Origin of the sequence: Saccharopolyspora sp. CA-218241, from assembly GCF_050954615.1 — a bacterium.
GTDB lineage: Bacteria > Actinomycetota > Actinomycetes > Mycobacteriales > Pseudonocardiaceae > Saccharopolyspora > Saccharopolyspora cebuensis.
The window spans coordinates 2,928,520-2,951,334 of record NZ_CP191860.1 but is presented as its reverse complement, the minus strand read 5'-3'; the positions used below and the strand labels follow the sequence as shown (position 1 = coordinate 2,951,334).

The 22,815-nt window shown below is 72.9% G+C and carries 21 protein-coding genes and 1 pseudogene; 7 read left to right on the top strand and 15 right to left on the bottom strand.

Features of this window, described 5'->3' with window-relative positions; translation table 11 throughout:
• The first annotated feature begins 660 nt into the window (after nt 1-660).
• Entirely contained in the window at nt 661-1,086 is a 426-nt protein-coding gene (locus ACQP0T_RS14010) for a DinB family protein (protein ID WP_433873552.1), read from the top strand.
• Between the two features lie 112 nt (nt 1,087-1,198).
• Entirely contained in the window at nt 1,199-1,573 is a 375-nt protein-coding gene (locus ACQP0T_RS14005) for an aminoglycoside phosphotransferase family protein (RefSeq protein WP_433873716.1), read from the top strand.
• Here the strand turns inward: ACQP0T_RS14005 and ACQP0T_RS14000 are convergent.
• The 3 genes from ACQP0T_RS14000 to ACQP0T_RS13990 all read right to left on the bottom strand — a co-directional run bounded on the left by ACQP0T_RS14000 (nt 1,560) and on the right by ACQP0T_RS13990 (nt 5,095).
• Entirely contained in the window at nt 1,560-1,829 is a 270-nt protein-coding gene (locus ACQP0T_RS14000) for a hypothetical protein (protein ID WP_433873551.1), read from the bottom strand. The two genes, ACQP0T_RS14005 and ACQP0T_RS14000, sit on opposite strands and share 14 nt — an antisense overlap.
• A gap of 294 nt (nt 1,830-2,123) precedes the next feature.
• A complete protein-coding gene (locus ACQP0T_RS13995; protein ID WP_433873550.1) occupies nt 2,124-2,522 on the bottom strand; it encodes an STAS domain-containing protein in 399 nt (132 codons plus the stop codon).
• Between the two features lie 221 nt (nt 2,523-2,743).
• The gene (locus ACQP0T_RS13990; RefSeq protein WP_433873549.1) at nt 2,744-5,095 is read right to left on the bottom strand and encodes an ATP-dependent Clp protease ATP-binding subunit; all 2,352 of its coding nucleotides are present in this window, start codon (nt 5,093-5,095) and stop codon (nt 2,744-2,746) included.
• A 361-nt stretch (nt 5,096-5,456) separates the two neighbouring features.
• Between ACQP0T_RS13990 and ACQP0T_RS13985 the strand changes: the two genes are divergently transcribed.
• Nucleotides 5,457-5,714 (top strand): hypothetical protein, encoded by a 258-nt coding sequence (locus ACQP0T_RS13985; protein ID WP_433873548.1) that lies wholly within the window; start codon nt 5,457-5,459, stop codon nt 5,712-5,714.
• A gap of 5 nt (nt 5,715-5,719) precedes the next feature.
• Here ACQP0T_RS13985 and ACQP0T_RS13980 read toward each other — a convergent pair whose 3' ends face one another.
• From ACQP0T_RS13980 to ACQP0T_RS13965, 4 genes are all read right to left on the bottom strand, one after another.
• Nucleotides 5,720-6,007, bottom strand: a complete 288-nt coding sequence (locus tag ACQP0T_RS13980) for a hypothetical protein (RefSeq protein WP_345366338.1) — start codon at nt 6,005-6,007, stop codon at nt 5,720-5,722.
• A 345-nt stretch (nt 6,008-6,352) separates the two neighbouring features.
• Complete coding sequence (locus tag ACQP0T_RS13975) at nt 6,353-6,490, bottom strand: TetR family transcriptional regulator C-terminal domain-containing protein (protein ID WP_433873546.1); 138 nt, start codon at nt 6,488-6,490, stop codon at nt 6,353-6,355.
• A gap of 84 nt (nt 6,491-6,574) precedes the next feature.
• Nucleotides 6,575-7,216 carry a phosphoribosyltransferase gene (locus ACQP0T_RS13970; protein WP_433873714.1) on the bottom strand — a complete coding sequence of 214 codons (642 nt, stop codon included), beginning with the start codon at nt 7,214-7,216 and terminating at the stop codon, nt 6,575-6,577.
• 92 nt (nt 7,217-7,308) lie between these two features.
• Complete coding sequence (locus ACQP0T_RS13965; RefSeq protein WP_433873545.1) at nt 7,309-9,048, bottom strand: ABC-ATPase domain-containing protein; 1,740 nt, start codon at nt 9,046-9,048, stop codon at nt 7,309-7,311.
• A 190-nt stretch (nt 9,049-9,238) separates the two neighbouring features.
• Between ACQP0T_RS13965 and ACQP0T_RS13960 the strand changes: the two genes are divergently transcribed.
• Entirely contained in the window at nt 9,239-10,084 is an 846-nt protein-coding gene (locus ACQP0T_RS13960) for a lysozyme (protein WP_433873543.1), read from the top strand.
• A gap of 68 nt (nt 10,085-10,152) precedes the next feature.
• On the opposite strand, the gene ACQP0T_RS13955 is transcribed toward ACQP0T_RS13960, so the two are convergent.
• Both ACQP0T_RS13955 and ACQP0T_RS13950 read right to left on the bottom strand, forming a co-directional pair.
• Nucleotides 10,153-11,061, bottom strand: a complete 909-nt coding sequence (locus tag ACQP0T_RS13955; RefSeq protein ID WP_433873542.1) for an LCP family protein — start codon at nt 11,059-11,061, stop codon at nt 10,153-10,155.
• 418 nt (nt 11,062-11,479) lie between these two features.
• On the bottom strand, nt 11,480-12,736 hold the full coding sequence (locus ACQP0T_RS13950; protein WP_433873540.1) for an aspartate aminotransferase family protein: 1,257 nt from the start codon (nt 12,734-12,736) through the stop codon (nt 11,480-11,482).
• Between the two features lie 106 nt (nt 12,737-12,842).
• On the opposite strand from ACQP0T_RS13950, the gene ACQP0T_RS13945 reads away from it, so the two are divergent.
• Entirely contained in the window at nt 12,843-14,327 is a 1,485-nt protein-coding gene (locus ACQP0T_RS13945; protein WP_433873539.1) for an NAD-dependent succinate-semialdehyde dehydrogenase, read from the top strand.
• 67 nt (nt 14,328-14,394) lie between these two features.
• Here ACQP0T_RS13945 and ACQP0T_RS13940 read toward each other — a convergent pair whose 3' ends face one another.
• The 4 genes from ACQP0T_RS13940 to ACQP0T_RS13925 form a co-directional block, all read right to left on the bottom strand.
• Nucleotides 14,395-15,039, bottom strand: a complete 645-nt coding sequence (locus tag ACQP0T_RS13940) for a GntR family transcriptional regulator (RefSeq protein ID WP_433873538.1) — start codon at nt 15,037-15,039, stop codon at nt 14,395-14,397.
• Between the two features lie 102 nt (nt 15,040-15,141).
• Nucleotides 15,142-15,864 carry a maleate cis-trans isomerase family protein gene (locus tag ACQP0T_RS13935; protein ID WP_433873536.1) on the bottom strand — a complete coding sequence of 241 codons (723 nt, stop codon included), beginning with the start codon at nt 15,862-15,864 and terminating at the stop codon, nt 15,142-15,144.
• Between the two features lie 166 nt (nt 15,865-16,030).
• Nucleotides 16,031-16,789 (bottom strand): maleate cis-trans isomerase family protein, encoded by a 759-nt coding sequence (locus ACQP0T_RS13930; RefSeq protein ID WP_433873535.1) that lies wholly within the window; start codon nt 16,787-16,789, stop codon nt 16,031-16,033.
• Between the two features lie 12 nt (nt 16,790-16,801).
• A complete protein-coding gene (locus ACQP0T_RS13925) occupies nt 16,802-17,296 on the bottom strand; it encodes a DUF3830 family protein (protein ID WP_345366359.1) in 495 nt (164 codons plus the stop codon).
• Nucleotides 17,297-17,481: 185 nt separating this feature from the next.
• Here ACQP0T_RS13925 and ACQP0T_RS13920 point away from each other — a divergent pair, with 185 nt between their 5' ends.
• Both ACQP0T_RS13920 and ACQP0T_RS13915 read left to right on the top strand, forming a co-directional pair.
• On the top strand, nt 17,482-18,459 hold the full coding sequence (locus ACQP0T_RS13920) for a D-2-hydroxyacid dehydrogenase (RefSeq protein WP_433873534.1): 978 nt from the start codon (nt 17,482-17,484) through the stop codon (nt 18,457-18,459).
• Nucleotides 18,460-19,874: pseudogene (locus tag ACQP0T_RS13915) on the top strand (amidase).
• A 105-nt stretch (nt 19,875-19,979) separates the two neighbouring features.
• Here ACQP0T_RS13915 and ACQP0T_RS13910 read toward each other — a convergent pair.
• Nucleotides 19,980-21,416, bottom strand: a complete 1,437-nt coding sequence (locus ACQP0T_RS13910) for an aldehyde dehydrogenase family protein (protein ID WP_433873532.1) — start codon at nt 21,414-21,416, stop codon at nt 19,980-19,982.
• 61 nt (nt 21,417-21,477) lie between these two features.
• A complete protein-coding gene (locus ACQP0T_RS13905; protein WP_433873531.1) occupies nt 21,478-22,740 on the bottom strand; it encodes an MFS transporter in 1,263 nt (420 codons plus the stop codon).
• Nucleotides 22,741-22,815: the final 75 nt, after the last annotated feature.

Here is a 22,815-nt window from a genome sequence, read left to right as displayed (position 1 = left end):
GTGACCGCACCCGCCGTGCCTGCACCGGCCATCCCCAGGAAGCCGCGTCGGCTCATCCCGTCGTTGGGTTCGAGGTGATCGGTGTCGCACACAGCATTCCTCCTGCCCTCGCCCGAAGGCGAATCAGTGCCGAGAAGGTATGGACGGGTGCGCACCCATTCCCTGAAAATCCCTTTCCATACTGGCGTTCTGACGCTATATAACGACTCGATCAGCCGTCAATCGACTCCCATTAGGACAATCGAGTGGCGCCCAAACCCGAGCCAGCGCCCGCTCGGGCGCCCGTCGTCCCACCTCGACCGCACAGAGAACCCGACGGCAACACCCCCCCAGCACGGGCACCGCGCTACACTGCGCTCGCGGCGCGCACCGACGCCCCGCATACGACCACCCGGCGTGATCACGCGCTCCCCCGGCGGACAGGACCACCACCCAGCCGGTGCGAGATAGCCGCGCCGACGTGCCGCGCGAGCCCCGCGAACCGAGCGGCTGCGCGAGCCTCCCCCGAACACCGGGACCCCCACACCGGGCCCCCACAGTGCTCGGCCCCGCCCGCCACACCGAAACCGGGCACCACCACCTCGACGCGGCCACCAACACCCGCGAAGGAGAACACCCGTGCACGTCCCGACCCGCCTCACCGACGCCCCCGAACGGCAGATGCTCGACTACGTGTTCGACCACACCCGGGCCGAACTCGTCGACACGGTCCGCGGCCTCTCCGAAACCGACGCCCGCCGCCGCCTCGCCCCGTCCATGACGACACCGATCGGCCTGCTCAAACACGCCGCGTTCGCCGAACGGAAGTGGTTCCAGAGCATCCTGGCAGGACTACCGGACTCCGAATGCGACGGTGCCATGTTCACGGTCAGCGACGACGAAACGGTGGCCGACGTGATCGCCGAATTCCAACGCGCCGGCCACCGCGCACGAACGATCGCCACGGACATCGACCTCGACGCCACCCGCCAGCACCCCACCATCAGCCTGCGATGGACCTACCTGCTCATGATCCAGGAATTCGCCCGCCACGCCGGCCACGGCGACATCCTGCGCGAGCAGACCGACGCCACCCGGCGAACCTGAACCAGCCCCGCGGTGGTCACGCACCACCGAAGAGCCCCGCGGCACGCAAGAGCGTCACGAAACCGCACCCCACGCCACCGGCCACCTCACCCACCCCGACGAACGCGCCCTCCTGCACCGCTGCGCCGCCGCCCTCACCGACGTCCTCCCCGAACCCGGCGACCGGCTGCTGCACTGGGACCTGCACTACGACAACGTCCTCGCCGCCGACCGCGAACCCTGGCTGGCCATCGACCCCCAACCCCTCGCCGGCCACCCCGCCTTCGAACTGCTGCCCGCCCTCGACAACAGGTGGGACGACATCCCCCGCGCCGTCCGCCGCCGCTTCCACGCGCTCACCGAACACCTCGACCTCGAACGCGACCGCGCCACCGCCTGGACCCTCGCCCGCGTCCTGCAAAACTGCCTCTGGGACATCGACGACGGAGCCACCGCACTCGCCCCCGCCCAACGCGCCATCGCCGAAGCCCTGATCAGCGCGCGCTGACCTCCTCCACCCCCGGGCCCGGCCGACCCCCCATCGCCGCACCCACCGCGGCGCTCACCCCCGGCAACCCCGTCAACCGCACCCCGGCCCGCCGCACCCCCGCACCCCACCGCGAAGCCGGCACGAACCACGCCGCACCCCGGCGACCACCCCGCTGCCGCCGCACCACCTCCGGACGCCACCGCCGCTCGTACGCCGCCGCCTCCGCCGCCGCAGCCACCGCGCGCGGCACCACCCACCCCAACGACCCGTACACCGCACCCACCACCGACCGCGGCCGCTCCGGCCGACGCGGCACCGCACTCCGATGCGCCCCGAACGCCGTCACCCACCCCGCACCCGCCGCCGAGGCGGCTCCGCTCCCGCAACCCCGGCAGCACCCCCATCCGGCGCGCCGCGTCCACGCCCAACCCCCAGAAATCGAGCACGAACCCCTGCTCCCGAGGCCCCGCCGCCCGCTCCGCGACCAGCACCTCGCAATCCCGCCGCCGCCAACCGGTGCGCCACCGCCAACCCCGCGATACCCGCACCGCACACCCCGGGCACACCCTCACCCACGAGCCCGCGCCAACGCCTCCACCGCGCTGTCCGGGCACACGAACCGCTCCGCCACCCCCGACAACTCCAGCACCCGCCGCACCGGACCGTCCCCGGTCACCACCATCAGCTCGATACCCCGCATGTCCGACCGCCGCTGGGCGTGCAGCAACAACTCCACCCCCGCCGTGGAGCAGAACGCCACCCCCGACAGATCCACCACCACCACCCGCAACGACGCCGCCGTCAGCCGCTGCCGCATCAGCTCCGTCACCACCGGCACCGCCGCCAGGTCCACATCACCCGCCAAGCGCACCAGCACCACACCCGGCTCCGGCCACTCCACCGCCATCCGCAGCCCGCCCTGCCGGGACCGCCCGGGCAACGCATCCGCCGGCGAACGCGGCGCCACGATCGCCGGAGTGCCCGTAGTCCACCCGGGCCTCGTCGATCCGGATCTGAAGCCGATCACGCTTCCCCCCTCGAACGCCACCACCGACACCGCCAGCACCAGCCGTCACCAGGCCAGACGGCCCATCTCGCCCACCGTAGGAGCAGCACCACCGACCAACAAGCAGAACCGGACCCCCCGCACCGGCGGCAGCAACCGCCCCACCGGCACCACCGACCAGCTCACCCCCGGAGCTCCACCGCCGACTCCTCCACCGCCGCGTGCCGACCCCCCGACACCGGCTCCCACACCGTCGACACCGACCACGCCAACTCACCCGATTCCACCCCCACCGACACCTGATCGCCCGCCGAAACCTCCCCGGCCAACACCATCGACGCCAACCGGTTGTCCAGCTCCCGCGCGATCACCCGCCGCAGCGGACGCGCCCCGAACTCCGGCTGGTACCCCCGCGCCACCAACCACGCCACCGCGTCGTCGTCCAACCGCAACTCCACGCCCTTGGCCCGCAACTGCGCCGCCGTCCGCTCCAGCAACAACCCCGCGATCCGCAGCAACGCCTCCTGCCCCAACGGCGCGAACACCACCACATCATCGATCCGGTTGATGAACTCCGGCCGGAAGAACGCCCGCAACTCCTCCAGCACCACCCGCGCCGCCTCGTCATCACCCCGCGGCTGCGCACCGGCGATCCGCTCCGCCCCCAAGTTCGACGTCATGATCACGACCACGTTGCGGAAATCCACCAACCGGCCCTGCGCATCGCTCAACCGCCCCGCGTCCAACACCTGCAACAACGTGTTGAACACATCCGGATGCGCCTTCTCCACCTCGTCCAGCAGCACCACCGAATACGGCTGCCGCCGCACCCGATCGGTCAACTGCCCCGCCTCCCCGTACCCCACGTACCCCGGCGGCGCCCCCACCAGCCGAGACACCGTGTGCTTCTCCTGGAACTCCCCCATGTCGAACCGCAACAACCGCTGCGCGTCCCCGAACAACGCCCGCGCCAACGCCCGCGCCAACTCCGTCTTGCCCACCCCCGTGGGCCCCAGGAACAGGAAACTCCCGATCGGCCGATCCGGATCCGCCAACCCCACCCGGGCCCGCCGCACCGCCTCGGCCACCGACCGCACCGCCGCGTCCTGCCCGATCACCCGCTCCTGCAACACCTCCTCCAGCACCAGCAACCGCTGCCGGTCCTCCACCGACACGTCCGACACCGGAATCCCGGTCCGCCCCGACACCACGTCGGCCACGTCATCGGCCCCCACCGACGGCTCGAACACCGCCGACTCCCGCACCTGCCCACCACGCCGCAACCGCACCCGCGAACACGCCTGGTCCAGCAGATCCACCGCCTTGTCCGGCAAGAACCGGTCCACGATGTAGCGCTGCGCCAACTCCGCCGACGCCGTCAACGCCGCCTCGTCGATCCGCACCCGGTGATGCCGCTGGAACCGCTCCCGCAGCCCCCGCAACACCTCCACCGCTTCGGCCACCGACGGCTCCGGCACCGCGATCGGCGCGAACCGCCGCTCCAGCGCCGGATCCTTCTCGATGTGCCGCCGGTACTCCTCCACCGTCGTCGCACCGATCAACCGCACCTCACCGCGCGCCAACGCCGGCTTGAGCATCGTCCCCGCATCCATCGACCCCTCACCGGCACCGGCCCCCACCAGGCTGTGCACCTCGTCGACGAACACCAGCACCTCGTCCCGGTTCGCCCGGATCTCCCCCAGCACATCGCGGAACCGCTGCTCGAACTCCCCCCGGAACTTCGCCCCCGCCACCATCCCGGACAGGTCCAGCGACACCACCCGCTTGTCCGCCAACGACCACGGCACCGCACCCGACACGATCCGCTGCGCCAAGCCCTCCACGATCGCCGTCTTGCCCACCCCCGGGTCCCCCACGAACACCGGGTTGTTCTTCGACCGGCGCCCCAGCACCTCGATCGCCTGCTCGATCTGCTCCCCTCGGCCCACCACCGGATCCAACGCCCCCGACCGCGCCAGCTCCGTCATGTCCACACCGAACTCGTCCAACTTCGGTGTCACGCTCAACACCGGACGACCCCCTCGATCCCCCCGCTCGATGGCCCGCGCCAACGCCCGACCCGCCACCGAATCCGCATCCGTGGCCAACCCCAGCAGCAGGTGCCGCGCCGCCACCACATCCGCACTCTCACCCAACGCCTGCCGGTACGCCCCCAGCAACGCCCGGCGCGCCGACGACGACAGCACCGGCGAAGCCCCGGCCGCCACCGCCCCGGCCACCGGCGACGGCGGCCGCACCGCCGACGCCAGCTCCTCCACCCGCACCCCCGACGACGACAACAGCTCCGCCGTCGCGGGCACCTGCGTCACCGCCCACAGCAGGTGCGTGCTGTCCAATTCGGCACCGCCCCGCTCCACAGCGGCCCGCATCGCCACCGACAACACCTGCTGGGCCTGGGCGTCCAGCAGCGTGCCCAGCTCCAGCCCCCGCCGCGCAGCCGGTTCGCCCGCGAACACCTCGCCGAACAGCGAATCGAACGCGGCCGAGGAATCACCGACGCCGTGGCGGTCCACCCGCGCACCTCCACACACACCGCAGACACGCCGCCTGCCACCTACCGGTCCGCCGACCAGCGACGACGCACCCGCGGGAACGGGCCGTCGCCCGCCCGCCCGCGCCGCGCTGATCCCCTCGCGACCACCCCGTGCGAGCCGGTGCGGCCGGGCGGACCCGCGAAGCACCACTCGATCACCGCGGCCGCGGTGGTGGCACCAACATACTGAGAGCACCACCGCGTCCCCGAGGCCGCCCGCACCGCGGCGCGTGACCACCGACGTGTGCCGATCACACCATCCGGGTAGGTCCCGACCAGCGGCCGGTCACCGGCCGCTGACTAACCCACGAACCGGCCTCCGGAGGTGACTCGTGGAACCCATGGAACGCGAGAGCGGCAAGCACGGAGCCCGCCAGGACGACGCGATGGAGAAGGAACTCGAAGGGATGCTCCGCGGCAACCACCCGACCCGGGCCGAGGAGTTCCTCGACGCCGAGCCGCCCGCCGACGACGACCCGGACGCCCCGCTGGCCGAACGCCCGGAGCGCCCGGGAAGCTCGGAGGGCTCGGAGAGCTCGGAGGGCTCGGAGAGCTCGGAGGGCTCCGGAAGCCCGGAGAGCGGCGAGGAGGAGAGGTAACCCGGTCAGCTCGCGCGCTGCTGGGCCTGGTCGATGACCTCGGCCAGCCTGGTCAGCTCCTTGCTCGCGTGGGCCAGGCGGTCGGCCACCACGCTGGCGTGCCCGGACAGCGCGCCGGCGTGGCCGGCCGCCCGCAACCACTCGGTCACCCCGGTCACCCCGGTGGACATGCCCTCCACCGCCGCCGAGAACCCGCGCATCACCTGCTCGATCTCCTCGACCGAATGCGCCACCCCGGGGTCGCTCAACCGAGCGCCCAGCGCCGTGGTGGCGTCACCGACCTGCCAGGCCACCTCCGCTGAGTAGCCGTGCCCGCCGGAATCACCGCGCCGCCCGCTCGCACGCCCTTCCGGCGCGTGCCTACCAGCCTGCGGCGGCTGCTCATCGGAACGTCCACTGGCACCCATAGCCGACCAATCAACCCCATACCGGGTTCGGGATCCAACCCAACTCGCCCGAAACCGCCCGACCGGGCATGAAAACCACCCGATCTCCGGCTGCGGAGCTTGTGTGCGCCGAGCTTAGCCGTCGTGGCGGGTCTTGGCGATTGCGCATCGCGAGGATTGATTTTGGTCGACACTGAAGTGACAGAGATTTTCAACTCGAACCATCCGCAGGGAGCTGGTTCCGGCGTGTGGTCAGGACTCGGCCCAGGCCCGTCCGATCGTGCAGCGGGCCCGGCCGGGGCGATCGTCGTACTCGGTGGGCGCAGCGGTCATCAGGCAGCCGCCCGTCAGCAGCGGCGCTTCCAGGCCGTCCACGGAGTTCCCACGCATTGCGCGCTGCCGCCAGCCCGGCACGAAGGCGCCCTCCGCACCGGATATGACCTGATCGGGTGGTTTCGTGCAGTGTGCGCGTCGTCAGGCGAAGCTGTGGAGGATGTCCAGGATCTCGGCGTCCTCGGTGGCCTTGAAGTCGCGGTACCACTGCCCCACCGCGGCGAAGTCCGCCGGCCTCAGCACGCTGATCACCTCGTCGGCCTCGTGGGACAGCGACTCCACCGCATCGGGCGCGCCGACCGGGACGGCCAGCACGATCCGGCTCGGTCCGGCTTCGCGGAGCATCCGCACCGCCGCGCGGGCGGTGGCACCGGTGGCCAGACCGTCGTCGACGAGGACGACGTCGCGATCGGCCAGCGGCACCCGCTCCCCCACCTGGAACCGCTCCTCCCGGCTGCGGGCTTCCTCCCGCTCCTGGTCGGCGGCCTCCCGCATCCCCTGCTCGTCGAGGCCGAAGGAGCGCACCATGCGCTCGTCGTAGGTCGCCGGGCCCGCCGCGGTGACCGCTCCGATGGCGAGTTCGGCGTGCCCGGGGGCGCCGATCTTGCGCGCCACGCACACGCGCAGCGGCGCCCCCAGGCCGCGCGCCACCTCGGCGGCCACCGGCACGCCACCCCGGGCGAGGCCCAGCACCACCGGATCGCGCAGGTCGGCGTCACCGAGCCGCTCGGCCAGGACCTGCCCGGCCTGCACGCGATCGGCGTAGCCCTCCGCGGCAGCCATCATCCGCCTCCCTCGCGGCGCGTCGGTCGCACCCTGCGCCCCCAAGGTCCCCCCGGACGGGCCAGGACAAACCTCCGCCGGCAGGTGGCGCCTCAGTCCGCGAAACCCGACACCCGCAGCACCCGCAGCCGGTTCAGCGCGGCGGCGAGCTCGAAGCGGCGCGGCACGGCGAAGTCCCCGGCGTAGCGGTCGTCCACGGCGAACACACCGCGGCGGCCGGCCTCCTCGTCGAAGGCGTCGAGCACCTCGGCCACGGTGCGCGACCCGTCGAGCAGACCGCTCCGGGCGCAGCTCACCAGCGCCAGACCGATCCCGGTGACCTGCGCGGGGTCGACGAGCTGCTCCACGGCCCGCAGCTCCACGGTCGATTCGCCGAGGGTCAGCGCGTCGGTGCCCCGGGCCCGGACCTTCGGCCGGTCGGTCGGGATCGACCGCGGGTCGGGCACCCGGTCGCGCACCGGCGGGAAGACGTCGGCCTCCGGGCTGCGGCCGGTCGACTCCGCCGCCAGCTCGCGGGCTCGCGCGGTCACGTCGAACGCCCGGTAGGCGTCCATCATCAGCACCTGGTCGGCGACGTCCATGTAGTCGCCGGAACCGCCCATCACCAGCACCGTGGACACCCCGCGCTGCTCGTGCAGCGGCCGGATCAGGTCCACGAACGGGGTGAGCGGTTCGGCGTCCTTGGCCACCAGCGCCTGCATCCGGGCGTCGCGGATCATCAGGTTCGTCGCGGCGGTGTCCTCGTCGACCAGCAGCGTCCGCGCCCCGGCCTCGACGGCCTCCACGATCGCCGCGGCCTGCGACGTGGACCCGGAGGCGTTGTCGGTGGAGAAGTCGGCGGTGTCGGCGCCGGTGGGCAGGTGGCTGACGAACGGGCTGACGTCGACCCGGTGCACCCGCCTGCCGTCCTCGGCGCGGACCTTGACGGTGTCGTCGCGGCACACCACCAGTTCCCGGCCGTCGCCCGGCACGTGGTCGTAGATCCCGAACTCCAGCGCCCGCAGCAACGTCGACTTGCCGTGGAAACCGCCGCCGACGATCAGCGTGATGCCTTCCGGCAGCCCCATGCCGGTGACCTCGCCCCGGTTGGGCAGCTCGACGGTCACCCGCAGCGACTCCGGTGAGCTGAACGGGATCGCGTCGGTCAGCGGCCGGTCGTCCACTCCGGAACGGCGGGGCAGGATCGCCCCGTCGGCCACGAACGCGACCAGTCCCCGCGAGGGCAGCATCCGGCGCAGCGCGTCGGTGTCCTCCACCGAGTCCACGAAGGACGCCACCTGCCGGGCATCGGTGTTGACGTGGCGCAAGGCGTCCTCGACGGCGTCGGGCAGGTCCTCGCACAGCGCCTGCTCCGCCTGCCTGCCGTCGATGGTGCGCCCCCGGCCCGGCAGGTCGATGCCCAGCCGCAGCACCACGTCGCCCCCGTCGATGCGGCAGGAACTGCGCTCCAGCACCTCCTGGTGACCGGCGTCGACGCGCAACCTGCTGTCGCGCAGCACCCGGTGGGCGGCGCGGACCAGGAACCCGGCGAGCGCGCGCGCCCGCACCGGGGTCGACCACAGCTCCCGGGGGAAACCGGCGACCTCGGCGGGCACCCGCACCTCGCAGCGGCTGGCGGGCGCGTAGGGGTCCGGCTGCACGCGCTGGACCTCCAAGGTGAACGCCTCGAACGCCCACTGCCCGGTCAGCGCCTTGTACCGGCCGTAGCTCGACCCGTGCATGCCGCGCAGCTCCTGGCGCAGCCCCCGCTCGTCCCGGTCGGCCGACCGCCTCGCGGGGCGCTGCCCCCGGTCGTCGCGTCGCCTGCCGGGTCCCCCTGCTCGTTGTGCCATGCCCCGAGACCTACCCGACCTGCTCCGGAATCTCCACTCGGGAGAGCCACCTCACCCACCCACCACAGTGGAACACGCGCGGCCGCCGAGATCGGGCGAGCGCCCGGGACCCGCGCTATTCTCCCTCCGCGCATGATCCGCTACCCGATGTGACGACCCCGCAGCCATGCGCGTCGAGGAGGGAAACCCCGTGGCACGTCCGCAGATCCCCGAGCAGCACCGCGGGCGGCGAGCGCTGCGCCGCGCCGTCGCCTCCGCCGCGGCGCTGCTCGCGGCGCTGGCCTTCGCCGCCCCGGCGGTCGCCGCCGACCAGCCCGCCACCCCCCGACTGGACCCGGACGACCCGCGCGGGGCGTGGGCCGGGTACAGCGTCGAGGGCAGCGGCACCCCGGCGCCGCGGGCGCGGTCCGCGGGCGGAGTGGCCGGGATGGACGTCAGCGGCCACCAACCGCACGTGAACTGGCAGCGGGCGTGGGCCGACGGCGCCCGCTTCGCCTACGTCAAGGCCACCGAGGGCACCGGGTTCCGCAGCAGCACCTTCGACGCGCAGTACCGCGGCTCCTACGACGTGGGCATGGTGCGGGGCGCCTACCACTTCGCGCTGCCGGACCGCTCCAGCGGCGCCGCGCAGGCCCACTACTTCGTCGACAACGGCGGGGCCTGGACGCCGGACGGCCGCACCCTGCCCGGGGCGCTGGACATCGAGCACAACCCCTACGGGCAGATGTGCTACGGGCTGGATCCGGCGGCGATGTCGCGCTGGATCGCCGACTTCAGCAACACCTACCACTCGCGGACGGGCCGATTCCCCGTCATCTACACCACGGCGAGCTGGTGGAACCACTGCACCGGCGCCAACCCGGACTTCGGGGCGAACAACCCGCTGTGGATGGCCCGCTACGCGCCGCGACCGGGTGAGCTGCCCGCGGGGTGGACGCACCGCACGATCTGGCAGCACAGCGACCGCGGCGTGTTCCCGGGCTGCCAGGATGCCTTCAACGGCGACTACGCGGCACTGCGCGGGTTCGCCTCCTGATCCCAGCGCTCCTGATCCCTGCGCCCGGGGCCGGGGCGGGCCACCGCAGCGGTGGCCCGCCCCGCGCGCTACTGGCCGAGCAGGTCGGCGGGGATCGGTTCGCTGTTGGCCACGGCCTCGAACATCCGCAGCGCGTTCTCCCGGTCCCACACCACGACGGACTGGCCGTTGACGGTGTCGAACCCGCCGAACGGGACGCTGGTGGTGATGCCGCCGGGGCCGCTGATCTCGCCCATCGCCAGCGCCAGCGACGCCAGGTGCCACACGTGGTCGCCGTCGTCGACCAGGAAGGTCTTGCTCGCCCCGGAGACCAGCGGGAACATCCGGAACGGGTTGAGCAGGGTGGTCGGGCTGGTCGCCTTGTCGACCAGGGCGCCGAGCAGCTTGCGCTGGTTCTCGGCGCGTTCGAGGTCGCCGCCGTCCAGCGAGTATCGGGCCCGGACGAACCCGAGGGCGTTGGGCCCGTCGAGCTCCTGGCACCCGGCGGGCAGGTTGACGTTGGCGCGGTGGTCCTGCATCGGCTTCTCGAGGCAGATGTCGACACCGCCGACCGCGTCCACCAGGTCCGAGAACCCACCGAAGCCGATCTCGGCGTAGTGGTCGATGTGGACGCCGGTGGCCTGCTCCACGGTCTGCGACAGCAACTGCGGTCCGCCGTGGGCGAAGGCGGCGTTGAGCTTGCTCCGGCCATAGCCGGGAATCGGCACCGAGGAGTCGCGGGGCAAGCTGATCAGCGCGGGCTTGCCGCCGCCGTCGGGGATGTGCACCAGCATCATGCTGTCGGTGCGGCGCCCGCCGGCGTCACCGGCGGAGAGCTCCTCCCGCTGGGCCTCGTCGAGGCCCTCCCTGCTGTCGGAGCCGACGAGGAGCCAGTTGGTGCCCGGGGTGTCCTCGATGCGGCCCTCGTAGTCCAGCGCGGCGGTGCGCTGCAGCATGCTGTCGACGTAGAACACCAACGCGCCCAGCAGCACGGCCACCACGAGCAGGGTGACGCCGATGCGCCGCCCCCACCGCTTGGGCTTGCGGCGCCCCCCGCCCCGCCGCGCGGCGGCGGTCCCCCGCGCGGCGGGGGCGGGGGTCGCGGCGCGTCGGGGGCGGCGGCGGTCGGCGGTCCTGCGCCGGGCCGCCCCCGTAGTAGTCGTACTTGCCGCCGCCCTGCGGCCGCCCGGACCTCGGCGGCGGCTGCGCCGACCAATCGCTCATGACCTCTACACCTGCGCCAGTCGTGTTCCCCGGCGCACCACGACCGGTGCGCCGAACTCTGGCGTGCAGCATCCCAGAAGGCCCGGAGCGAAGCACGCACCGCTACCGAACGGTGATCAGCTCTCACCCGTCCAGGCTGGTCAGCGGCCGTGCGGGGCCACGCAGTGCGATCGCTCACCGCGGGTGCGGTGCTCAGCGCGGGGCGACCTCGGCGACCGCGTCGGCCCACAGGCCCACGGCCTCGTCGACCTGCTCGGCGGTGACGATCAGCGGCGGGATCATGCGCACCACGTTGCCGTGCGGACCGCAGGTCAGCAGCAGCAGGCCGCGCTCGGCGGCGGCCCGGTGCGCCCGCCCGGCGGTCTCGGTGTCCGGGGTGCCCTCGGGCGTGGTGAACTCGTTGCCCACCATCACGCCCAGCCCGCGCACGTCCCCGATCACCGGGTGCTCGGCGGCGACCTTGCGCAGCCCTTCGCGCAGCCGGGAGCCCTGCTCGGCGGCGTTGTCCACGAGCCCTTCGTCGCGCACCACGTCCAGGGTGGCCAGCGCCGCGGCGGCGGCCACCGCGTTGCCGCCGTAGGTGCCGCCCTGCGATCCGGGCCACGCCCGCCCCATCAGCTCCTCCGGCGCCGCGATCGCCGACAGCGGGAACCCGCTGGCCAGCCCCTTCGCCGTGATGAGGATGTCCGGGGTGATCCCGGCGCGCTCGTGACCCCAGAACGTCCCGGTGCGCCCGACCCCGGTCTGCACCTCGTCGGCGATCAGCAGGATGCCGTGGCGGTCGGCGCGCTCCCGCAGCCCGGTCAGGAACTCCGGCGGCGCCGGGATGTAGCCGCCCTCGCCGAGCACCGGTTCGACGATGACCGCCGCGGTGTCCACCGGCGCGCTCACGGTCACCAGCAGCCGGTCGAACTCGGCCAGGGCGAAGCGCACCGCATCCGCCTCGCTCCACCCGTGCCGGTAGGCCTCGGGGAACGGGGTGAACACCACGCCCGGCATCATCGGGCCGATGCCCGCGCGCACCTTCGTCCCGGAGCTGGTCAGCGCCCCCGCGCCCATGGTGCGGCCGTGGAAGCCGCCTTGGAAGGCGATCACGTTCTGCCTGCCGGTGGCCTGGCGGGCCAGCCGCACGGCGGCCTCGACGGCCTCGCTGCCGGAGTTGGAGTAGAAGACCCGGTCCAGCCCGCTCGGCAGCACCTCCCCCAACCTATCGGTGAGTTCGAGCAGCGGGCGGTGCATGACCGTCGTGTACTGGCCGTGGATCAGGGTACCCACCTGCCGCTGGGCGGCTTCCACCACGCGCGGGTGGCAGTGGCCGGTGCTGGTCACCCCGATCCCGGCGGTGAAGTCCAGGTAGCGGCGGTCCTGCTCGTCGAAGAGGTGCACGCCCTCTCCGCGGGCGGCCAGCACCGGCGTCGCCTGCTTCAGCACCGGCGAGAGCTCAGCCATGATCGACTCCAAGCTGTCGAAGACCGTAGGATTGTTGACAATCTTGCCTGACATGCAACCATCAGCCAGCGCTGGTGTCCACCGCCCACGAGCAGAAGGGTCCACCATGAGCACTCCCACGACCGAACAGCACCCGCGCGAAGCCGCGGTCGTCGACGACGCCCCGAAGCAGCTGCTCATCGGCGGCAAGTGGCGGGCCGCGAGCCAGGACGCCACCTACGAGGTCGAGGACCCCTCCACCGGCCGGGCGCTGTGCGAGGTCGCCGACGCCAGCCCCGACGACGGGCTGGCCGCGCTGGCCGCCGCCGCCGAGGCGCAGCACGACTGGGCCCAGCACCCGCCGCGCGAACGCGGCGAGATCCTGCGCCGCGCCTACGAGATCATCATGCGCCGCCACGAGGACCTGTCGCTGCTGATGACCCTGGAGATGGGCAAGCCGCTGACCGAGTCGCGCGCCGAGATCACCTACGCCGCGGAATTCTTCCGCTGGTTCTCCGAGGAAGCCGTGCGCATCGGCGGCGACTACGCCACCTCCCCCAACGGCACCGGCCGCTTCCTGGTGATGCGCCAGCCCGTCGGCCCCGCGCTGCTGATCACGCCGTGGAACTTCCCGATGGCGATGGGCACCCGCAAGATCGGTCCGGCCATCGCCGCGGGCTGCACCTCGGTGATCAAACCCGCCCACCAGACGCCGCTGTCGATGCTCGCGCTGGCCGAGATCCTGATGGAGGCCGGGCTGCCCGACGGCGTGCTCAACGTGGTGACCTCCCGCTCGGCGGGCAAGCTGATGGAGCCGATGATCCGCGACGGGCGGGCCCGCAAGCTGTCGTTCACCGGTTCCACCTCGGTCGGCCGCAAGCTCATCGAGCAGTCCGCCGAGCAGGTGCTCAAGGTGTCGATGGAGCTCGGCGGCAACGCGCCGTTCATCGTCTTCGACGACGCCGACCTCGACGCCGCGGTCGACGGCGCGATGCTGGCCAAGATGCGCAACATCGGGGAGGCCTGCACCGCCGCCAACCGGTTCTACGTGCACGCCGACGTCGTCGGCGCGTTCGCCGAACGCCTCGCCGAGCGGATGTCCGCGCTGCGCATCGGCCGCGGCGTCACCGACCGCATCGAGGTCGGCCCGCTGATCGACGCCGACCAGCTCGGCAAGGTCACCGAACTCGTGACCGACGCCGTCGACCGGGGCGCCGAGGTCGTCACCGGCGGCTCCCGCCCCGACGGCGACGGCTACTTCTACACCCCGACCGTGCTCACCGACGTGCCGGTGGACTCGCGGCTGACCACCGAGGAGATCTTCGGACCCGTCGCCCCGATCACCCCGTTCACCGACGAGGACTCGGTGGTCGACGTCGCCAACGCCACCGAGTACGGCCTGGTCAGCTACCTCTACACCCGCGACCTCCAGCGGGCCCTGCGGGTGTCGGAACGGCTCGACGCCGGCATGGTCGGGCTCAACCAGGGCGTGGTGTCCAACCCGGCGGCGCCGTTCGGCGGCACCAAGCACTCCGGGCTGGGTCGCGAAGGCGGCAAGGTGGGCATCGACGAGTTCCTGGAGACCAAGTACGTCGCCATCGGCGGCCTGTGACGCGCCACCGAGCACGCGGCGGGCGGCCCCTGAGATCCCGGGGCCGCCCGCCGCCGTCCGTCCCGGCTCAGCCGGTCATCGAACCGCCGAGCCGGTGCTGGGCGTCGGTCATGTGCCCCTCCAACCGCGCCAGCAGCAACTCCTCGTCGGCGGCCTCGATCGCATCGACCAGGCCCTTGTGCTCGTCGACCAGCGCCTGCACGTCGGCGTGGTACTTGTCCTGCAGCGCGGTCAGGCACATCCGCTTCTCCACCAGCAGCGTCTGGGCCATCCGCTGCAGCCGCGGGCTGCCCGAAACCCGCACCAGGGTCTCGTGGAACTCCTGATCGGCGTCGGCCAGCTCGATCGGATCGCCCTTGCCCGCCGCGGCCACCATCCGGCTCTGCGCCGCGGTCAGCTCCGCTACCGCCTCGACCCGGTGGTGGCGGACGATCTGCACGCACGCCGCCCGCTCCACCGCGAGGCGGGCCAGGTAGATGTCGTCGACGTCCTCGGTGTCCAAGGACATCACGAACAACCCGCGATGCGGCTCGCTGCGCAGCAGCCCTTCGGCCACCAGCCGCTGCATCGCCTCCCGCAGCGGACCCCGGCTCACCCCCAGCCGCGCCGCGAGCTCCGCCTCGCCGAGCTGGCTGCCGGGCGCCAGCGACCCGTACATGATCGCCGCCCGGAGCTGGTCGGCCACGATCGCCGCGGTCGACTTGCGCTGCACCGGTTCTAATTCGCCTGGCTGGTTATGCTCCTCGATCCCGAGCACCAGAACACCATCTCCTCAGTTCGGGGACCTCCGCGTCCCCGGCCGCCCGGGCCGCCCTCAGCCGGGCACCCGGAACAGCGTTCCCAATCCGTTGTGCGTACCGCGATCACCGGCCAGGCGCAGCGCTTCCCACGCGGTGACCTGGTTGGCGGTGAGCACGGTCTTGCCGACCCGCTCCTCGAGGTCGTCCAGCCACGCCGCGGTGTGCAGCGCGGTGTCCGGCAGCAGCAGGGCCTCGGCGCGGGCGTCGTCGTTGGCCGCCGCGAACTCCAGGACCTCCTCGCGTCCCAGGGTGCCGACCTCGGCGGCGGTGATGATGCCACGGCTGGACATCCGCACCACCTCCAGCTCGGCGGCCTCCAGGAAGTCCGCGAACCGCTCCGCCACGTCCGCCGGGTAGGTCGCGGCCACCGCGACCCGCCGCACGCCCAGCGCCTGCGCGGCGCGGACGAACGCGAACGAGGTGCTGGAGGTGGGCAGCCCGGTGACCGCCCGCAACTTCTCGACCTGCTCGCGGGCGCCCTCCGGGCCGAACACGAAGCTGCCGCTGGTGCAGCCCCACAGCACCGACGACACCCCGTGGTCGAGGAGCCGCCGGGCCCCGTCGGCGAGCACCTCCCGGGAGCCCACGTCCAGCAGGGCGTCCACGCGGTGCGCGTCCTCGCGCATCTCGGTGTGGACCAGGGGCAGCCGGCAGCCTTCGCCCAGCAACCCCGCCAAGGTCGGGTAGTCGTCTTCGGCGCTGTAGCCGGGGTAGAGAATTCCTGCGGTGAACGGCACCGGGAGCTCCCTCCTTCGTCGTCGGGTGCGTCAGGACCACCGGCGGGCAGCCGGCGGAACCGGCGGGACGGCGGACAACGGCGTCGACGACCACCGATCAACTCGGTCGATTGTCGACAATGTTACCGCACGTCCCGTCGGCGAAAGGGGGTTCGTGACCTGTTCGTCACGCGGCGGGCGCATCGACCACCTGCAGCAGCCGCTGCTCCGGCGCCACCGCGCGCAACCCCATCGCGCGCAGCGCCGCCCACACCGTGACCTGGTTCGCCGTGAGCACCGGTTTTCCCAGCTCCTGCTCCAGCGGGCCGATGATGTCGTAGGTCGGCAGGTTGGTGCAGCTGATGAACATCGCCTCCGATTCCGGGCGGTCCGCCGAGCGCACGATGTCCACCACGTCGCGGTAGGCGACCTTCCAGATCTGGCCCAGCAGACCCAGACCCACGTTGGCCACCACCTCGACGCCGTAGTCGGCCAGGAACCCGCCCAGCCGCTCCGACACCGCCTCGACGTACGGCGAGGCCACCGACACCCGGCCGACGCCCAACGACCGCAACGCCTCCACCAGCGCCCCCGAGGCCGTCACCGCCGCCGGGGCACCCGCGTCGCGCATCACCTCGACCAGCGCCCGCTCGCCCACCGCACCACCGACGAAGCTGCCCGAGGTGCAGGCGTAGGCGACCACCTCCGGCTCCGGCACCAGCAGATCCCGGGTGGCGCTGTGCACGGCGGCCTCGTCGCTGATCAACGACGCCATCTCCACCGTCACCGGCACCGGCACGAACGGGGTGCGGGTCAGGTACAACGACACCTCGGCGGGCGCCCACCGCCACAGCTCCCGGTCCAGCGCCAGGTCGAACGGGGCGATCACCCCGATCCCGCGCTGCGGCTGCGGACCCGCCACCGCACCCAGCGGTTCAGGCGGCATCGCGCGCCCCCGTCACCCGGTGTGGCGCGCGTAGCGGAGGGTTTCGCCGACGCTGCCGGACCGCCACACGTCGTGGCACGCCTCGGCCATCCGGTCCAGCCCCTCCACGATCGTCGCGAAGACGTTGCCCGGAACCCAGCCCACGTCACCGTTGAGCAGCAGGTTGTTCCGGCCGTAGAAGATCGCCAGATCGATCACGCCGGGCAGCTCGTGGATGTCCTTCTCCTCCTTGAACCCGCGGTCGAGCATCCCGCCGTCGAAGGAGAAGTAGACGACATCGCCCGGGATCGGGGTGACCGTCGGGTTCTCCCGCCCCGGCTCCTCCGCGGCGAACCGCGGCACCATCGTGTAGACCTCGTTGCGCGCGTACTTCGCGTGGTGCGCCGGCCCGACCTGGGGCAGCGCCTGCCACACGGCCTCGCAGGTGCGCGGCGCGTCCTTGTCCAGCAGCTCGGCCACGCAGGACACCCCGCGCTTTTCCAGGGTGATCGTCAGGTACCTGGGCATCGACATCGCTTCCGTTCACGGGGAGGGTGATGACTCCGGGTCCGTGCTCCTCGCCGCCGGACGAGCACCCACGCGGATTGTTGACAATCGTACGAAGCGTTCCTAGCGTGTCAATGCCCCGGCTCGGCCGCTCCTCCCGGCACGCTCGGCGGGGACCGCACACCTCCGTCCGCGAAGGCCGCCCCATGACCCACCCCGCGCCCACCGTCGCCGTCCTGCACGCAGGAACCCCGCCCCCGTCCCTGGACCGGATCGCGGCGGTCGCCGACGTCCGCGAGGTCACCGACGACCAGCTCCCCGACGCCCTGCCCGGCACCGACGTGCTGTTCGTGTGGGACTTCCGGTCCGACGCCGTCGCCCGCGCCTGGCCCGCCACCGGCGGCCCCCGATGGGTCCACGCCGCCAGCGCCGGGGTCAACCACCTGCTGTTCCCCGCCCTCGTGGACTCCGACACCGTGCTGACCAACTCCCGCGGCGTCTTCGACCAGCCGATGGCCGAATACGTCCTGGGCACCGTGCTGTCCTTCGCCAAGGACCTGCACACCAGCGTCCGCCTCCAGGACCGCAAGCAGTGGCGGCACCGCGAAACCGAACGCATCGCCGGGAAATCCGCGCTGGTCGTCGGCACCGGCCCCATCGGCCGCGCCATCGCCCGCCAGCTCACCGCCGCGGGCATGACCGTCGCCGGCGCGGGACGCCGCGCCCGCACCGGCGACCCCGACTTCGGCGACGTCCACCGCTCCGCGGACCTCGCCGACCACCTCGACCAGGTCGACTACCTGGTCCTGGCCGCGCCGCTGACCGAGCAGACCACCGGCCTCGTCGACAGCACCGTCCTCGCCCGGTGCCGGCCCACCGCCCGCCTGATCAACGTCGGCCGCGGCGAACTCGTCGTCACCGACGACCTGATCACCGCGCTGCGGGAACACCGCCTGGCCGGCGCCGCGCTCGACGTGTTCGACACCGAACCGCTGCCCCCGGACTCACCCCTGTGGGAGATGCCCGACGTGCTCCTCTCCCCCCACATGTCCGGCGACACCGTCGGCTGGACCGACGAACTCGTCGCGCTGTTCCTGTCCAACCTGCGCGACTACGCCGACGGGGCGAGGCTGCGCAACGTGGTCGACAAGCAACGGGGATACGTCAGCGGATCGGAGCACTGAATGACCCACACCCAGGACACCACCACCCGCACCGCGGCCGACCTCACCGCCACCGAACTGCTCGCCGCCTACCGCACCGGGGAGCTCTCCCCCGTCGAAGCCACCGACGCCGTGCTCGACCGCATCGCCGAAGCCGACGACGCCGTCAACGCCTACTGCCTCGTCGACCCCGACTACGCCCGCGAGCAGGCCCGCGCCTCCGAACAGCGCTGGCAGCGCGGCCAACCCCGGGGCAAGCTCGACGGCGTCCCCGCCTCCATCAAGGACATCTTCCTCACCGAGCACTGGCCGACCCTGCGCGGCTCCCGCACCACCACCCCCACCGCCACGCCCGACGCGCCCACCACCGCCCGGCTCCGCGAGCACGGCGCCGTCTTCGTCGGCAAGACCACCACTCCGGAACTCGCCTGGAAGGGCGTCACCGATTCCCCGCTGCACGGCACCACCCGCAACCCGTGGGACACCTCCCGCACCGCCGGGGATCCAGCGGCGGCGCCGCCGCGGCCGTCGCGCTCGGCATGGCGCCGCTGGCGATCGGCACCGACGGCGGCGGCTCGGTGCGCATCCCCGCGTCGTTCTGCGGGATCTGCACCCTCAAACCCACCTACGGCCGCATCCCGCACTACCCCGCCAGCCCGTTCGGCACCCTCGCCCACGCCGGGCCGATGACCACCACCGTCACCGAGACCGCGCTCATGCTCGACGTCCTCGCCGAACCCGACGCCCGCGACTGGTCCGCCCTCGAACCACCGCACGCCTCCTACCTCGACGGCCTCGACGACGGCGTGCGCGGCCTGCGCATCGCGCTGAGCCTCGACCTCGGCTTCGACGGGGTCGAAGTCGACCCCGAGATCACCCGCGCCGTCACCACCGCCGCCGAGCACTTCACCGCGCTCGGCGCCACCGTCGAACGCGCCGACCCCGGATTCGCCGACCCCGCCGAGGACTTCCACGTCCTGTGGTTCTCCGGCGCGGCCAAATCCGTCCAGCACCTCACCGCCGACCAGCGCACGCAGCTCGACCCCGGGCTCCGGGAGATCACCGAGCAGGGCCTCACCTACTCCGCCCAGGACTACCTCGAAGCCACCAACACCCGGATGCTGCTCGGACAGCGCATGGGCGCCTTCCACCAGAACTACGACCTGCTGCTGACCCCGACCGTGCCGATCCCGCCCTTCGAAGCCGGGCACGAAGTACCGCCCGGCTGGGACCGGCCGCGCTGGACGAGCTGGACCCCGTTCACCTACCCGTTCAACATGACCCAGCAGCCCGCCGCCAGCATCCCCTGCGGACGCACCGGCGGCGGACTCCCCATCGGACTGCAGATCGTCGGCCCCCGCCACGCCGACGCCCTCGTCCTGCGGGCCGCGCGCGCCTACGAGCAGGCCCACCCCTGGGGCCGCGCCCCCCGCTGACCACGATCTCCGGCCGTCCCCGCGGTGCCCTCGCGAGGACGGCCGCGAAGCCGTACCGGCATCAGGGGCGCCGCGGGTCGCTACCGGCGAGCCGCGGACTGCCGATCACTCCTGCCAGCAGGACATGACGTGCTTGACCCGGGTGTACTCCTCCAGGCCGGCACGCCCGAAATCCCGCGCCGAAGCCGAATGCTTGAAACCGCTGTGCGGCATCTCCGCCACCAGCCCGCGATGCGCGTTGATCCACACCGTGCCCGCCTGCAACGCCCGCGACATCCGCATCGCCCGGCCATGATCCCGCGTCCACGCGCTCGCGACCAACCCGTAGCGCACCTCGTTGGCCAGCGCCACCGCCTCCTGGTCGTCGGCGAACCGCTGCACCGTCAGCACCGGGCCCAGCACCTCGTTCTGCACCAGCTCGTCGTCCTGGTGCACCCCCGCGACCACCGTCGCCTCGTGGAAGAAGCCCCGCTCCCCCTTGCGCCGACCACCCGCCACGATCCGGGCGTGCCCGGGCAACCGTTCCAAGTGGGCCTGCACCACGTCGAGCTGCCCCGCGCTGTTGAGCGGGCCGAACGCCGCGTCCGGATCCTGCGGCGGCCCCGGCCGCATCGCCCCTGCCCGCTCCACCAGCGCCGCCAGCAGCTCGTCGTGCACCTCCTCGGCCACCAGCACCCGGCTGGCCGCCGTGCAGCTCTGCCCCGCGTCGCCGAACGCCGAGACCGCGATCCCCTCGGCCGCCCGCCCCAGGTCCGCGTCCGCGAAGACCACCGCCGGTGCCTTGCCGCCCAACTGCAGGTGCGCCCGCTTGAGGTCGGCCGCCACCGAACCGGCCACCTCCATCCCGGAACGCACCGAGCCGGTGATGGTGAACATCCCGGGCACCCCGTGCGCCACCATCGCCCGACCGCTGTCCCGGTCACCGCACACCACATTGACCACCCCGGCGGGCAGCACCGCGGCCGCGATCTCCCCCAGCAGCACCGCGGTCACCGGCGTCGTCTCGGCGGGCTTGAGCACCACCGAATTGCCCGCGGCCAGCGCGGGGGCGAGCTCGGCGACGGCCAGCAGCAGCGGATGCGTCCACGTCGCGGTCTGCGCGCACACCCCGATCGGCTCCCGCCGCGCGAACGAGGTGTGCCCCGGCAGGTACTCCCCCGCCGCACCGTCCTCCAGCACCCGCGCCGCGCCCGCGTAGAACCGCAGCAGGTCCACCGCCGCGGGCAACTCCGCGTCACGCACCACCGACCACGGCTTGCCCGTGTTGCGGCATTCCGCCAGCACCAGCTCGTCGGCGCGCTCCACCACCGCGTCGGCCAGCGCCAGCAGCGCCCGCTGCCGCTGCCCCGGCGTGCTCCGCGACCACCCCTCGAAGGCCCGCGCCGCCGCGTCCATCGCCGCGTCGACGTCCATCCACCGGGTCAGCGGGGAACTCCCGTACTCCTCACCGGTGCTCGGATCCACCAGCGGCAGGCGCTCCCCGGCCAGGGTGCCCACCCGCTCGCCGCCGACCACGTTGTCCAGTTCCAGCGCCGCGGACACGAAACCTCCATCACTGCCGCCGGCCTTCGTCGGCCGACCTGGCCACCACAGGAGGCCGACCCTATCCCCGATCCGGGGCGGCGCGGACCCGCGACAGGCCCTGCGCCACCGTTCCCAGCAGGAGCAGCAGCACCACCGGCAGGAACGCCCACCGGTAGGCGACCGGCCCCGGCAACGAGGACGTCGCCTGCAGGACACCGCCGACGAGGAGCTGGATCAGCACCGCGGCGGTGAACCCGCCCATGTTGACCACGCCGGACGCCGTGCCGGAGCGGTGCTCGGCATTGGCCAGCCGGGCCCCGTCGAAGGCGAGCATCGCCGCGCCCCCGGCGATCCCGATCACCGCCAGCGCGGCCACCAGCAGCGGGGTCGGCAGCGCCCCCGGCCACCCGGCCAGCACCGCCCACGCCACCACCACGGTGGCCGACATCGCCAGGGCGTAGCGGTCCCGCCGCAGCGGCCGGCCCGCCGCGAACTGACCGGCCACCAGGGAACCGACGATGAACGCGACCACCGCCAGCAGCAGCAGCGAACCCGCCTCCGTGCGGCTGCGGCCCTGCGCCTCGGTCAACCACGGCTGGCCCCACAGCGTCGTCAACGCCACGAACTGCGCCATCAGCACGAAGTGCACCCAGAACGCGTGCCGGGTGCCCCGCTGGGCGACCACCGCCCGCAGCGACGCCCCGATCCGCTCCCGGGGCGGCGCGGTGGCGGGCCGCTCGTCGGTCCGCTCGCGGATCACCCCGGCCGCCACCGCCGCCAGGGCCAGCGTCAACCCGGCCGCGCCGACGAAGGTCGGCACCCAGCCGAAGCCGTGCAGCGCCGCGGCCAGCGGCACCGTCGACAGCACCTGCCCGAGCCCGCCGATCAACCCGGTGATCGCGGCGACCTGGCCGTAGCGGGCGGGCGGGAACCAGTGCGCGGCCAGCCGCAGCACGTTGGTGAACATGAAGGCGTCGCCGAACCCGATGAGCATCCGGCCCGCGACCCCGCCGAGGACCGAGCCGCTGATCCCGAACACCGCCGAGCCGAGCGCCAGCGCCAGCATCCCGCCGCTGATCACCTTGCGCGGGCCGAGCCGGTCGGCCAGCACTCCGGCGGGCACCTGCAGCGCCAGGTAGACGCCCATCTGCAGCGCGGAGAACACGGCGAGCACCGCCGGACCCGCGGAGAAGCGCTCCAGCGCGGCGGGCGCGGCGACGCCCAGGCTGGCGCGGTGGAACATCGCCGCGAAGTAGCACGCGGCACCGACGCCCCACACCAGCCAGGCGGTGCGGCTTCCTCGGGTGCTGCGCGGTGGTGCGCTCGGAACCGTTCGGGTCACGGTGGCAGGACCTCCCCACGAGAACTCGCATACAGCTTAGATACAAGCGGCGTGCAAGTACGATGACCGCGTGTC